Consider the following 13,603-nt stretch of genomic DNA (forward strand, 5'->3'; position numbering starts at 1 on the left):
CCCCCTAGCGATACGGCGCATCGGCTTCAAGGTTCGCGGCAATCGCCCGCTCCCACTTGTCCCCGTTCGCAAGCAGCTTGGCCTTGTCGTAAAGCAGCTCCTCGCGCGTTTCAGTCGCGTATTCGAAGTTCGGTCCCTCGACGATCGCATCGACCGGGCACGCTTCCTGGCAGAAGCCGCAGAAGATGCACTTGGTCATGTCGATGTCATAGCGCGTGGTACGGCGGCTGCCGTCCTCGCGCGGTTCGGATTCGATCGTGATCGCCTGCGCCGGACAAACCGCCTCGCACAGCTTGCACGCGATGCAGCGCTCCTCGCCGTTGGGATAGCGCCGCAGCACATGCTCGCCACGAAAGCGCGGAGAAAGCGGGTTCTTCTCGAACGGGTAGTTGATCGTCGCCTTGGGCTTGAAGAGATACTTCAAGGTCAGGGCGTGGGCCTTCACGAACTCCCACAGGGTGAAGCTCTTGATGATTTGGGCGACGCTCATGCGAAGTGTCCGGTAGCCATAAGGTAGCCGCTGACGAGAACCACGAACAGCAGCGAGACGGGGAGGAAGATCTTCCAGCCCAGGCGCATCAGCTGGTCATAGCGATAGCGCGGGACGGTCGCCTTTACCCAGCTGAAGATGAAGAAAAAGAACAGAATCTTGAGCAGCAGCCACACGAAGCCCGGGATCAGGTAGAGCGGCGCCCAATCGAGCGGCGGCAGGTAGCCGCCCCAGAACAGCACGGCGTTGAGCGCACACATCAGCAGCACGTTGGCATATTCGCCCAGCCAGTACAGCGCGAAGGCCATGCTCGAATATTCGGTCTGATACCCCGCAACCAGCTCCGATTCCGCCTCAGTCAAATCGAACGGGGCGCGCGCGGTTTCGGCCATGCCCGAGATCAGGAACATCACCCACATCGGGAACAGCAGCGGGTTCGCGACGAAGCCGTTGATGATCCAGACGTGCGATTGCTGCGCCTTGACGATGTCATTGAGGTTGAACGAGCCCGACCACAGCACCACGCAGATCAGGATGAACCCGATCGAGACTTCATACGAAATCATCTGCGCCGAAGCGCGCATCGCCGAAAAGAACGGGTACTTCGAGTTGGACGACCAACCCGCGATGACCACGCCGTAAACGCCGAGCGACGAGATCGCGAGCACGTACAACAGGCCGACGTTGACATCGGCCAGCACCGCGCCCGAATTGAACGGGATCACCGCCCACGCCATCAGTGCGACGGTGAACGTGATGATCGGAGCGATCAGGAACAGGCCCTTGTTCGCCGCCGTCGGGATGATGGTTTCCTGCAGGAACACCTTCAACCCGTCCGCGAACGACTGCAGCAGCCCAAGCGGGCCGACCACGTTCGGACCACGACGCAGCGCCATCGCCGCCCAGATCTTGCGGTCGGCATAGATGATCATCGCCACGCCGAGCATCAGCGGCAGCGCGATCAGCAGGATACCCGCGATGGTCGAAAGACCCCAGGCCCAGTCATACGACAGGCCAAGACCCATGAAGAAGTCGGTCATTCCGCGGCCTCCGCAAACGTCTCACCGTGGAGCAGTTCTGCCGAACAGCGCTGCAGCGTCGGGCTCGCGCGGCTGATCGCGTTGGTCAGGTAGCGGTCCTTGATCGGGTAGCCCGCGATCACGCCCTCTGCCCTCGCGCCCGCAGGAGCGGCCGGCAGAGCGCCATAATCGGCCAGCCCTTCTACGCCAAGCGCCGGAACCTCGGCCACCATCGCAGCGCGAAGCTGCTCGAAGCTGTCGAAGCCGACCGAAACGCCCAGCGCATCAGCCATCGCGCGCAGGATCGTCCAGTCCTGCCGGGCATCGCCCGGCGGGAACACCGCAGCCTCGGCATATTGCACGCGGCCTTCGGTGTTGACGTAAGTGCCGTCCTTCTCGCTGAATGCGGCGGCAGGCAGGATCACGTCGGCCACATGCGCGGCCTTGTCGCCGTGGTGCCCGATATGCACGATCATCGACCCTGCAAACTTGGCAAAGTCCACTTCGTCCGCGCCCAGTGAGATGACCATCTTGGGGGCTGCGGCGACCAGATCGGCAATGCCGCCCTTCTGCGCATAGCCGAGCATCAGCCCGCCCATGCGCGCAGCCGCCATGTGGATCACGTTGAAGCCGTTCCAGCCCTCACGCACCAGATTGAACTGTTCCGCAAACGCCAGACCAGCGCCCAGAGCACCCTTGCCAAGAGCCGCACCGCCCATGATGATCGCAGGCTTCTGCGCAGCGCCGAACGCGTCGGTCACCGACTGAGGCAGATTGCCAAGCATCGCAAGATCGTCGCCAAGGAAGGTCGCAGCGTAAGTCGGATCCCACTGCGGGCCGACGATGAACACCTTGGCACCCTTCTTCACCGCCTTGCGCAGCCGCGTGTTGAGCAGCGGCGCTTCGTCGCGGATCATCGAACCGACGATCAGCACGGCGTCCGCATCCTCGATGCCCGCAAGCGTCGAATTGAAGTTCACCGCCGCCATGTTCGACGCATCATACGACAAGCCCGTCTGACGGCCCTCAAGCAGCGTCGAGCCCAGCGCTCCGGCCAGCTTCTTGGCTGCAAACATCGTTTCGCAATCGACCATATCGCCCGCGACAACTGCCACCGACGATCCCGGAGCGATCTTCGCAACAGCTGCAAATGCCTCGGCCCAGGTGGCCGCGACCAGCTTGCCGTCACGGCGCAGCCACGGCTTGTCGAGACGGCGGCGCGTCAACCCATCGACCATGTAGCGGCCACGATCCGACAGCCATTCCTCGTTCACGTCATCGTTGATGCGCGGCAAAGCGCGCAGCACTTCGCGGCCACGGCTGTCGAGACGGATGTTCGAGCCGATCGCGTCCGAAACGTCGATCGACAGCGTCTTCTTCAATTCCCACGGCCGCGCTTCGAACGCATAGGGGCGCGAAGTCAGCGCGCCGACCGGGCACAAGTCGATCACATTGGCCGACAATTCGTGCGCCGCAGCCTTTTCGAGGTACGTTGTGATCTGCATCCCCTCGCCGCGATAGAGCGCGCCGATTTCGTCGACGCCCGCCACTTCCTCGCTGAACCGCACGCAGCGGGTGCAGTGGATGCAGCGCGTCATCTGCGTCTTGATCAGCGGGCCCATGTACTTCTCGGTCACCGCACGCTTGTGCTCGTGATAGCGCGAGGCACCACGGCCATAGGCAACCGACTGGTCCTGCAGATCGCACTCGCCGCCCTGATCGCAGATCGGGCAATCGAGCGGGTGGTTGATCAGGAGAAACTCCATCACCCCTTCCCGCGCCTTCTTGACCATCTCGGAATCCGTGCGGATTTCCTGACCTTCGGTGGCGGGCAGCGCGCACGAAGCCTGCGGCTTGGGCGGCCCCGGCTTCACCTCGACAAGACACATGCGGCAATTGCCCGCAATGCTCAGCCGTTCATGATAACAGAACCGCGGAATTTCCTTACCGGCCAGCTCGCACGCCTGCAGGACAGTAGCGCCTGCCGGGACTTCGAGCTCTACGCCATCGACTTTAACTTTAGGCATCAGTGGACACTCTGCTGTGCATTGGCCCGACGCTCTTCAAGGATTTTTACCAGAAGACCTTCGGCTACTGCCCCTTCGATGATCGATTTACTGAACTGAATGGTTTCACCTGGAGCGACGCATTGTGAAAAGGTAGGAGACAGCGCAGCATATCCGCGCACTTCTTCATCGCCAGCCACTGGACCGCTAAGAATGGCGCGCGAGTTTGCCGGGTCCAAATGCACAACGCACATGCCAAACTGACGGATTGGCATGAATTTTCTCGACTTATCCATATTCAGAAATTTTTCCGAGTTCTCGTCGAAGCTGTTCGAGTATTTTCCGGTTTCCGCCCACCGAAACATACCTTCGATCAATTGTCCCCTGAACAGAAGCTCCGGCATCTTGAGCCAAGACATTGATCGACCATCATAGCTCTTTTGCTCGATGCAATTCGTCAAGCTGGTGCCAACTTGATCGATTGATACGGTTGGCGCGGTGAAGCCCTCGTTGGCGACCGCAAACACATGCCGACCACGCCGCAGCCATAACTCATATTCTGCAGCACATTTGGTCACTCGGCGCATCGAGGAACGCGTCTCATCAGCCGCCGAAAGCTTTGCGTAAGCGGACGTAGCCGTCATTGCGAGCAAGACAGCGCTAAATTTTGCGGTGCTTTTGGGTGAGAATGCCCTCACTCCGCCGCCTCCCGCACGTTCTCGGCAATCCGGCGCTCAATCTCAGGACGGAAGTGCTTGATCAGGCCCTGGATCGGCCAAGCCGCCGCGTCGCCCAGCGCGCAGATCGTGTGGCCTTCGACCTGCTTGGTCACGTTATGGAGCATGTCGATTTCGCTGACGTCGGCATCGCCGGTGCGCAGGCGTTCCATCACGCGCCACATCCAGCCGGTGCCTTCGCGGCAGGGCGTGCACTGGCCGCAGCTTTCGTGCTTGTAGAAGTACGAGATCCGGCTGATCGCGCGGACGATGTCGGTCGACTTGTCCATGACGATCACCGCAGCGGTGCCCAGCCCTGATCCGACCGCCTTGAGACCATCAAAGTCCATCGGCGCGTCCCAGATTTCGGACGCGGGCACCAGCGGCACCGACGATCCGCCGGGGATCACTGCCAGCAGGTTGTCCTTGCCGCCGCGAATGCCGCCGCAGTGCTTCTCGATCAGCTCGCTGAACGGGATGCTCATCTCTTCTTCGACCACGCACGGGCGGTTCACATGGCCCGATATCTGGAAGAGCTTGGTGCCCTTGTTGTTCTCGCGCCCGAAGGACGAGAACCACGAAGCGCCGCGTCGCAGGATCGTCGGCGCAACCGCGATGCTCTCGACGTTGTTGACCGTGGTCGGGCAGCCATAGAGGCCCGCACCTGCCGGAAACGGCGGCTTGAGGCGGGGCTGGCCCTTCTTGCCTTCGAGGCTTTCGATCATCGCGGTCTCTTCGCCGCAGATATAGGCGCCTGCGCCGCGATGGACGAAGACGTCGAAATCGTAACCCGAACCGCAAGCGTTCTTGCCCAGCAGGCCGGCGTCATAGGCCTCCTGCACGGCGGCGAACAGCGTCTCGGCCTCGCGGATATATTCGCCGCGAATGTAGATGTAGGCGGCCCGCGCGCGCATCGCATAGCCCGCCACCAGCGCGCCCTCGATCAGCTTGTGCGGATCATGGCGGATGATTTCGCGGTCCTTGCACGAACCCGGCTCGGATTCGTCGGCGTTGATCACGAGGAAGCTGGGACGGCCGTCCTTGCTTTCCTTGGGCATAAACGACCACTTCATGCCGGTGGGGAAGCCCGCACCGCCACGCCCGCGAAGGCCCGAAGCCTTGATTTCCTCGATGATCGCGTCCTGCCCGCGCTCCATCAGGGCCTTGGTATTGTCCCAATCGCCGCGTGCTTGCGCAGCCTTAAGGTTCCACGGCTGAAAGCCATAGACGTTGGTGAAGATGCGGTCCTTGTCTTGAAGGGCCATCTTACCACTCCCCTCGATAGTCGTGGTTGGCATCAACCATCGCGGTCAGGTTGCTGAGTGCTCCCGCCGGCTCGACCGTATGACGCCCCGCCAACTGCGTACCCGTCTTCGGCTGCTTACCCGCCGCCAGCTCGTCCAGAATCCGCGTCATGTCGTCCGCGGTCAGGTCTTCGTAGTTATCGTCGTTGATCTGGACCATCGGCGCGGAGGCGCAATTGCCCATGCACTCGACCTCGGTCAGCGTGAACAGACCGTCCGCCGTGGTGTGGCCCTTGCTCAGGCCCTTGGACTTGCAGGCCGCCAGAATGTCGTCCGACCCGCGCAGCATGCACGGCGTGGTGCCGCAGACCTGCACGTGGAAGCGACCGATCGGCGCGATGTTGTACATGGTGTAGAACGTCGCCACCTCGACCACGCGGATCACCGGCATGTCGAGGTACTTTGCTACATATTCCATCACCGGAATCGGCAACCAACCCTGCGTGTTCAGCTCCGCCCCCACCTGACGCTGCGCCAGATCGAGCAGCGGCATCACTGCAGAGCGCTGACGTCCCTCGGGGTAACGCCCGACGATGACCTTGGCCTGCTCAGCATTGCCCGCAGTCCACTCAAAACCACCCCAGCGCGCGCGCAGTTCGGGGCTGTCAGGTTCGATGTGACGATCAGCCACGGTTATTCCCCAAGGTCGTCACCCCCGCGCAGGCGGGGGTCCAGGCCACCACTGCGCGTAAAGCTGACGTTGACTGGATCCCCGCCTGCGCGGGGATGACGAATGATGGAATGGAAGCTGATCCAATCACCGGATAAACTCCACCCGAGAGCACTTGTCGCCCTCGAAAGAATAGACTGCGATCACGTCGAACGGCTCGACCAGCGCCGAACCATCGGTCGCAGGTCCGCGCGTCACATGCTCGCGCATCAGCACGTAGTTGCCAATCGCCTGCGCCTCGACGATCTCGGCATGGTTGCCCGGCCAGCGCGCAAACGCGGCGGCAAGCCCGGAGCGCGTGCCCTCCTTGCCCTCACGCACCACATCACCACGATAGTTCGCCTCGCAGGCGTCGTCGGTCATGTACGAGACGTAAGTATCCACGTCCTGCGCGTTGTACGCGGCGATCATGGCTTTCGCCGTGTCGAGATTGCTCACCGGTCGCACTCCCCGAACACCACGTCGATGGCGCCGATGATCGCGGTGACGTCGGGCAGCATGTGGCCGACGCTCATGAAGTCCATCGCCTGGAGGTGCGAGAACGCGGTTGGGCGGATCTTGCAGCGGTACGGCTTGTTGCTGCCGTCCGACACCAGATAGACGCCGAATTCGCCCTTGGGGCTTTCGGTCGCGACATAGACTTCGCCCGCCGGAACGTGGAAGCCTTCGGTGTAGAGCTTGAAGTGATGGATCAGCGCTTCCATCGACTGCTTCATCTCGGCGCGCTTGGGCGGCACGACCTTACGGTCGGTGCTGGCAACCGGGCCTTCAGGCATCTGCGCGATGCACTGCTGGATGATGCGGGCCGACTGGCGCACTTCTTCGACGCGGACCATGAACCGATCGTAGCAATCGCCGCTGGTGCCGACCGGAATGTCGAAGTCCATGCGGTCATAGACGTCGTAGGGCTGGCTCTTGCGCAGATCCCACGCGATGCCCGAACCACGGATCATCGGGCCGGAAAAGCCCCAGCGCACGGCGTCTTCCTTGGACACGATGCCGATGTCGACATTGCGCTGCTTGAAGATGCGGTTGTCGACCACGAGGCTCATCGCGTCGTTGAACAGCGGGTGCAGCCGCGTGTCGATCCAGTCGGCGATGTCGGTCAGCAGCTTGAGCGGCACGTCCTGATGGACGCCGCCGGGGCGGAACCAGGCCGCGTGCATGCGCGCGCCCGATGCGCGTTCGAAGAAGTTGAGGCAGTCCTCGCGGATCTCGAACAGCCACAGGTTCGGCGTCATCGCGCCGACGTCCATCACATGCGAACCAAGGTTCAGCATGTGGTTGCAGATGCGCGTCAGTTCGGCAAACAGCACCCGCAGATACTGCGCCCGCAGCGGCACTTCGATGTTCAGCAGCTTTTCGACCGCCAGCACATAGGAGTGCTCCATCGCGAGCGGCGAACAGTAATCCAGCCGGTCGAAATAGGGCAGCGCCTGCAGGTAGGTCTTGTGCTCGATCAGCTTTTCGGTGCCGCGGTGCAGCAGGCCGACATGCGGATCGATCCGCTCGATGATCTCGCCGTCCAGCTCCATGACCATGCGCAACACGCCGTGCGCCGCCGGGTGCTGCGGCCCGAAGTTGATCGTGTAGTTGGTGATGACCTCATCGCCGGTGGTCGGCGACTCTTCGAGCTGCATGCTCATGCGCCCTCTCCATCGGTCTTCTTCGCGCGCGGCCGCTTCGGCTTGTCAGCCGTGTCGACAGCGCCATCGGTGTCCTTGGCCTTCGCCGCACGAGGTTTCTTCGCCGGGCGGTCCTCGGTTGGTTCGGGCGCATCAGGCGCGTCGGTCTTGGCAACGGCCGGAGCCGCAGCCTCGGCCACCGGCTTCACCGCTTCGGCATTGGCCTTGTCGCCAGCGCCGGTGTCGGAAGTCTTCTCGGTCACCTTGGGAATGTCGGCCTTCGCCTCACCCTTGGTATCGGGCGCGGTCGCCACAGGAGCGGGCGCGGGCGGCGGCGGAACCGCCTTTTCGTCACCCGGCAGCACGTAGTTCGCGCCTTCCCACGGGCTCATGAAATCGAACTGCCGCAGATCCTGCGCCAGCCGCACCGGCTCATAGACGACGCGCTTGTCCTCTTCGGAGTAGCGCAGTTCGACATAGCCCGTCAGCGGGAAGTCCTTGCGGAACGGGTGCCCCTGAAAGCCATAGTCGGTCAGGATACGGCGCAAGTCCGGGTTACCCGCAAACAGCACGCCGAACATGTCGAACACTTCGCGCTCGTACCATCCGGCGTTCGGCCACAGCGTCGTGACGGTCGGAACCGGCGTCGCCTCGTCGGTCGAAACCTTGACGACGATACGGTGGTTCTTCGTCAGCGACAGCAGGCAGTAGCACACCTCGAAACGGTCGGCCCGCTGCGGATAGTCGACGCCTGCAATGTCCATCAACTGCTGGTATTCGTGAACGTCGCGCAGCAGGCGCAGCGCGTCTTCGACACGCGCGCTGACCACGGTCAGCACGATCTCGCCATGCTCCTCCTTCGAGGCCACGACCATATCGCCGAGCGCGGCAACCAGCGCGTCATGGACGCCCTCGTTCGAGGTCCAGCGCGGTGCGGGGTGGAGAACCGTCATCAGCCCTGCCCTCTCAACGCTCAAGCGTGCCCATGCGGCGGATCTTCCGCTGCAACTGCATCACACCGTAAAGCAAAGCCTCGGCGGTCGGCGGGCAACCGGGGATATAGATATCTACCGGCACGATCCGGTCGCACCCGCGCACGACGCTGTAGCTGTAATGATAATAGCCGCCGCCATTCGCGCATGATCCCATAGAGATCACGTACTTGGGGTCCGACATCTGATCATAGACCTTGCGCAGTGCAGGGGCCATCTTGTTGCACAGCGTACCCGCAACGATCATCACGTCCGATTGGCGCGGAGATGCGCGCGGTGCAGCGCCGAAGCGCTCCATGTCATAACGCGGCATATTGACGTGGATCATCTCGACCGCGCAGCAGGCGAGCCCGAAGGTCATCCACCACAGCGAACCGGTGCGCGCCCACTGGAACAGGTCCTCGCTCGAGGTAACAAGGAAACCCTTGTCGCTGACTTCGGCGTTGAGGCTGTCGAAAAACGACTGGTCGGGCGCGGCGACCGCACCCTGACCTGACGTTACCAACGATGAAGAAGTGGTGGCCATGTTGCTCATTCCCAGTCCAGCGCGCCCTTCTTCCAGGCATAGATGAAGCCGATCACCAGTTCGCCCAGGAACACCATCATCGTGATCCATCCGGCCCAGCCGGTTTCCTTGAGGCTGACCGCCCAAGGAAACAGGAACGCCGCTTCCAGATCGAAGATGATGAACAGGATCGCGACCAGGTAGAACCGCACGTCGAACTGGCTGCGCGGGTCTTCGAACGCGGGGAAGCCGCATTCGTACTCGCTCAACTTGTCGGCGTTCGGATTGTGGGTGCCCGTCAACCGCGCCACGCCCATCGGCAGGAACACGAACGCGGACGACAACGCCAGCGCGATCCCGAGGAAGATCAGGATCGGCAGGTATTGCGCCAGATAGCTGGATTGTTCGACCAAGGGGCTGACTCGCTTGTCTGCAAGGGTTGGCAGCGCCCTAGTCCCGACGTTGCCCCCGCGCAAGTGGTGTGCACTGCACTAAACGCGGATTCTGCCCACCTTTTCGCACCTCTTCGACCGTATCGCGAGTACGTATCACTTCCGATAAGCCGATTGTGGAGCACGCAAAATGCGCGGCGTAAATCCAGCCCCTACGCTCCCCCAAGCGAGGGGAGCGAGACTTACGCAGTCGAAGGCGGAGTCAGTCCCAGCCGGGGTGGGTGTGCCGCGCCCGCGTTGCAAGCCACACACGCCCCTACTTCAGTTGCATCTTCAACGTCCGCGCAGTCGCCGCGCCATAAGGCGGCATAAGCCCGGCCAACTTGGCCACGTTCAATTTGGGCTGGCTATAGACCGCGCGGCCGTGGCTGAAGCTGCGGAACCCTTCGATCCCGTGATAGCTGCCCATGCCCGAAGGCCCGATCCCGCCGAAAGGCAGATCGTCGGCAGAGACATGAAAAATAACATCGTTGACGGTCACGCCGCCCGAGATCGTCCGCCCCAGCACCGCCTCGCGCTCGGCGCTGTCCTGTCCGAAGTAGTATAGCCCCAGCGGCCGGTCGTGCGCATTGATGTAGTCGATTGCCTGATCGATCCCGCGATAGGTCTTCACCGGCAGCACCGGCCCGAAAATCTCGTCCTGCATCACTGTCATGTCGTCATTGACGTTGCGCAGGATCGTCAGCGGCAGCTTGTTGCCGTTCGATCCCTCGAAGCTCTCAGCCCCGGGATTGACCACGATCGCCTCGGCCCCCTTGGCCACGGCATCGTCGACCAGCCCGACCAGACGGTCGCGATGGCGGCGATTGATCACCGAGGTATAATCGTCATTGGCCAGCATCGTCGGGTACATCGTCGCCACGCTCGACTGGATCGCGCCGATTGCCTGCATTTCCATATCCTCGGGCACCAGCAGGTAATCGGGCGCAAGGCAGATCTGGCCTGCGTTCATCATCTTGCCCAGCGCGATACGGTCAGCGGCCTGGGCGACATCGACGCCCTTGCCCAGGATCGTCGGCGACTTGCCGCCCAGTTCCAGCGTTACCGGCACCAGATTGTCCGCCGCCGCATGCAGCACGTGCTTGCCGATGGACGTCGCCCCGGTAAACAGCAGGTGGTCGAACGCCAGCCCGCAGAAATCCTGCCCGGTCTGCGGCCCGCCGAGCACGACTGCCACTTCGTCCTCGCCGAAATACTTAGGGAACAGATCCGCCATTAGTTCCGATGTTCGCTCGGTAAACTCGCTCGGCTTCAGCATCGCGCGGTTACCCGCTGCCAGCGCCTGTGCCAGCGGCCCGAAAGTCAGCCCCACCGGGAAGTTCCACGGCGCAACGATCCCGATCACGCCCTTGGGCGCGAACCGCACCTCGGCCCGCGCCCCGAGCAAGTTGAGCGGGAAATTCACATGCCGCTTTTCCGGCTTGCTCCACGCCTTCATGCGCTTCTGCGAATAGCGGATCGCGCCCAGCGCAGGCATCACGTCGGTCAGCATCGATTGCTGATGGCTGCGATGACCGAAGTCCGCGCTCATCGCCCTGGCAAAAGACTCGCCATTTTGCAGCAGCAACTTCGCGCAACGCTCAAGCCGGCCATGCCGCGTCGCCAACGGCTCTGGCCGGACGTTAACGAACGCCGCCTTCTGGCGCTCAAGTACCGCGGCCATGGCTTCGCGCGTCGCTTCCTGCATCGAACTCTCCCCTGAGCGAATCGCCCTAGCCCAGCCCTTGCACAAGGAAGATCGGCCAAGCCGTAGCGGCAAGACATGTTCCCAGCGGCAGCGCCGTGTCGGCGGCGATCTTACGCTTGCTGACAAGCATGACAATAGCGGCCACAATTCCCAGAATGCTAGCGCCGAGCATGACCTCGACCACGCCGAGCGGCCCCAGCCACAGCCCGATCGCGCCCAACAGCGGCGGATCGCCGGCGCCCATGCCCTCACGCCCTCGCGCTCGCCGGTAGAACCGCGCAATCGCCCACAGCATCACGAATCCCATCGCGCCGCCGCTTACCGAGATCAGCAGGGGATCAATCGTCCCCATGACCCATGCCTCGATCGCGACCACTATCGCGCCACTTGCCGCCAACAAACCGGTCAGGGCTCTTGGCAACCAGAAGTGCCGCAGATCCAACAGCGCGAGCAGCAGCAGTTGCCATCCCAAGATCATCGCCGCGAGCGTCAGACCATCACGCGCCCACAGCACTGCGCCTACCCCGATGACGGACCCGGCTACCTCACTTGCGAGCGCCCACCCCCCGATTGCACCCCCACAGCCCCGGCACTTCCCCCTCTGTGCCAAAAAGGAGAAAATCGGGACTAATTCGAGCGGGCTCAACAACTTGCCGCAATGGTCGCATTTCGACCGGCCATGCACTACCGACTGCCCCTGCGGCAACCGCACCAGCACCGCCCCCACAAAGCTCCCGATCACCGCGCCCAACACGGCTGCGCCAACTATCAGAAAACCCTGTGGAACTTGCTCGAACATCGGCACTATCCCTTGGATCAATTGATTTCGCTGCGCTGCAACACTATTGAGGTGCAACAAGCGACAAGCCGCTATCTCCAGACGCCTAATCCATCAGGGGCAATCAAGCCATGGTCCAGTTTTCCTCAGCCGATCCGGTCGTTATCCTCTCGTACGCGCGCACCCCGATGGGTGCGATGCAGGGCGCGCTGGCCGATGTCGCGGCCACCGATCTCGGCGCAACTGCGGTCAAGGCTGCCGTCGAACGCGCTGGAATCGTTCCGGAAAGCATCGAGCGCATCTATATGGGCTGCGTCCTTCCCGCAGGCTTGGGCCAGGCCCCGGCGCGTCAGGCTGCGATCAAGGCCGGCCTGCCCAAGTCGGTCCAGGCGACCACCGTCAACAAGGTCTGCGGCTCGGGCATGCAGACGATCATCATGGGCGCCGAAGCCCTCGCCTCGGGCAGCGTCGACATGATCGTGGCGGGCGGCATGGAGTCGATGACCAACGCCCCGTATTTGCTCAAGAAGCATCGCTCGGGCGCGCGCATCGGCCATGACACCGCCTATGACCACATGTTCCTCGATGGCCTCGAAGACGCCTATGAAGCCGGCCGTGCGATGGGCACTTTCGCGCAGGACACCGCCAACGCCTACCAGCTGACCCGCGAACAGCAGGACAGTTACACCATCGAATCGCTCCGCCGCGCCCAGCTCGCGGTCAGCGACGGCAGCTTCGTCGACGAGATCGCACCGGTCACGGTCAAGGGGCGCGGCGGCGATACCGTCGTCGATACCGACGAAGCGCCTGGCAAGGGCCGTCCGGACAAGATCCCCGGCCTCAAACCCGCCTTCGCCAAGGACGGCACGATCACCGCCGCCACCTCATCCTCGATTTCGGACGGTGCAGCCGCAGTCACCTTGACCCGCGAAAGCGTCGCCAAGGCGGCAGGCCTCACCCCCGTCGCCCGCATCGTCGCGCTCGCTGCCCACGCGCAGGAACCCAAGGATTTTACCACGGCCCCGGTCGGTGCGATCAATAAGGTGCTCGAAAAGGCGGGCTGGTCCGTCGCCGACGTCGACCTGTTCGAAGTCAATGAAGCCTTCGCTTGCGTCGCGATGTTCGCCATGCAGGACCTCGGCATCGATCACGCGAAGATCAACGTCAACGGCGGCGCGACTGCGCTCGGCCACCCGATCGGCGCATCGGGCACACGCATCGTGACAACGCTGCTCGCGGCCCTGAAGAAGCACGGCAAGACCAAGGGCGTCGCCAGCCTGTGCATCGGCGGCGGCGAGGCCACTGCGCTTGCTATTGAACTGATCTGATGGGTAAGTCCCCGGTCGCAAGGCCGGGGAC

At 62.8% G+C, this 13,603-nt stretch carries 14 protein-coding genes and 1 pseudogene; 1 reads left to right on the forward strand and 14 read right to left on the reverse strand.

The window, feature by feature from the left end; translation table 11 throughout:
- Window positions 1-4: 4 nt before the first annotated feature.
- The 14 genes and pseudogenes from nuoI to GGQ88_RS21770 form a co-directional block, all read right to left on the reverse strand.
- A complete protein-coding gene (nuoI, locus tag GGQ88_RS08730; protein WP_183612761.1) occupies window positions 5-490 on the reverse strand; it encodes an NADH-quinone oxidoreductase subunit NuoI in 486 nt (161 codons plus the stop codon).
- On the reverse strand, window positions 487-1,530 hold the full coding sequence (gene nuoH / locus GGQ88_RS08735; protein WP_183612762.1) for an NADH-quinone oxidoreductase subunit NuoH: 1,044 nt from the start codon (window positions 1,528-1,530) through the stop codon (window positions 487-489). Before nuoH ends, nuoI begins: the two co-directional genes overlap by 4 nt.
- Window positions 1,527-3,536, reverse strand: a complete 2,010-nt coding sequence (nuoG, locus tag GGQ88_RS08740) for an NADH-quinone oxidoreductase subunit NuoG (RefSeq protein ID WP_183612763.1) — start codon at window positions 3,534-3,536, stop codon at window positions 1,527-1,529. Before nuoG ends, nuoH begins: the two co-directional genes overlap by 4 nt.
- On the reverse strand, window positions 3,536-4,159 hold the full coding sequence (locus GGQ88_RS08745; RefSeq protein WP_183612764.1) for a hypothetical protein: 624 nt from the start codon (window positions 4,157-4,159) through the stop codon (window positions 3,536-3,538). The genes nuoG and GGQ88_RS08745 overlap by 1 nt, the downstream gene beginning before the upstream one ends.
- 50 nt (window positions 4,160-4,209) lie before the next feature.
- Window positions 4,210-5,496, reverse strand: coding sequence for an NADH-quinone oxidoreductase subunit NuoF (gene nuoF, locus GGQ88_RS08750; RefSeq protein ID WP_183612765.1), 1,287 nt, complete (start codon window positions 5,494-5,496; stop codon window positions 4,210-4,212).
- Window position 5,497: 1 nt separating this feature from the next.
- Window positions 5,498-6,166 (reverse strand): NADH-quinone oxidoreductase subunit NuoE, encoded by a 669-nt coding sequence (locus GGQ88_RS08755; protein ID WP_183612766.1) that lies wholly within the window; start codon window positions 6,164-6,166, stop codon window positions 5,498-5,500.
- A gap of 126 nt (window positions 6,167-6,292) precedes the next feature.
- Window positions 6,293-6,643 (reverse strand): nuclear transport factor 2 family protein, encoded by a 351-nt coding sequence (locus tag GGQ88_RS08760; protein WP_183612767.1) that lies wholly within the window; start codon window positions 6,641-6,643, stop codon window positions 6,293-6,295.
- Window positions 6,640-7,851, reverse strand: coding sequence for an NADH-quinone oxidoreductase subunit D (locus GGQ88_RS08765; protein WP_183612768.1), 1,212 nt, complete (start codon window positions 7,849-7,851; stop codon window positions 6,640-6,642). The genes GGQ88_RS08760 and GGQ88_RS08765 overlap by 4 nt, the downstream gene beginning before the upstream one ends.
- A complete protein-coding gene (locus GGQ88_RS08770; protein WP_183612769.1) occupies window positions 7,848-8,783 on the reverse strand; it encodes an NADH-quinone oxidoreductase subunit C in 936 nt (311 codons plus the stop codon). The genes GGQ88_RS08765 and GGQ88_RS08770 overlap by 4 nt, the downstream gene beginning before the upstream one ends.
- A 13-nt stretch (window positions 8,784-8,796) precedes the next feature.
- Window positions 8,797-9,357, reverse strand: a complete 561-nt coding sequence (locus tag GGQ88_RS08775; protein ID WP_183612770.1) for a NuoB/complex I 20 kDa subunit family protein — start codon at window positions 9,355-9,357, stop codon at window positions 8,797-8,799.
- Window positions 9,354-9,740: an NADH-quinone oxidoreductase subunit A gene (locus GGQ88_RS08780; RefSeq protein WP_183612771.1), complete on the reverse strand. Its 387-nt coding sequence runs from the start codon at window positions 9,738-9,740 to the stop codon at window positions 9,354-9,356. Before GGQ88_RS08780 ends, GGQ88_RS08775 begins: the two co-directional genes overlap by 4 nt.
- Before the next feature lie 295 nt (window positions 9,741-10,035).
- Window positions 10,036-11,466, reverse strand: coding sequence for a coniferyl aldehyde dehydrogenase (locus tag GGQ88_RS08785; RefSeq protein WP_183612772.1), 1,431 nt, complete (start codon window positions 11,464-11,466; stop codon window positions 10,036-10,038).
- A 25-nt stretch (window positions 11,467-11,491) separates the two neighbouring features.
- On the reverse strand, window positions 11,492-11,980 hold the full coding sequence (locus GGQ88_RS21255) for a prepilin peptidase (protein WP_343057136.1): 489 nt from the start codon (window positions 11,978-11,980) through the stop codon (window positions 11,492-11,494).
- A gap of 18 nt (window positions 11,981-11,998) precedes the next feature.
- Window positions 11,999-12,265, reverse strand: a pseudogene (locus tag GGQ88_RS21770) (prepilin peptidase); the annotation flags it as partial.
- Window positions 12,266-12,375: 110 nt separating this feature from the next.
- Here GGQ88_RS21770 and GGQ88_RS08795 point away from each other — a divergent pair.
- Window positions 12,376-13,572, forward strand: coding sequence for an acetyl-CoA C-acyltransferase (locus GGQ88_RS08795; RefSeq protein ID WP_183612774.1), 1,197 nt, complete (start codon window positions 12,376-12,378; stop codon window positions 13,570-13,572).
- Window positions 13,573-13,603 lie beyond the last annotated feature (31 nt).

The organism is Novosphingobium hassiacum, assembly GCF_014196055.1.
Classification (GTDB): Bacteria; Pseudomonadota; Alphaproteobacteria; order Sphingomonadales; family Sphingomonadaceae; genus Novosphingobium; species Novosphingobium hassiacum.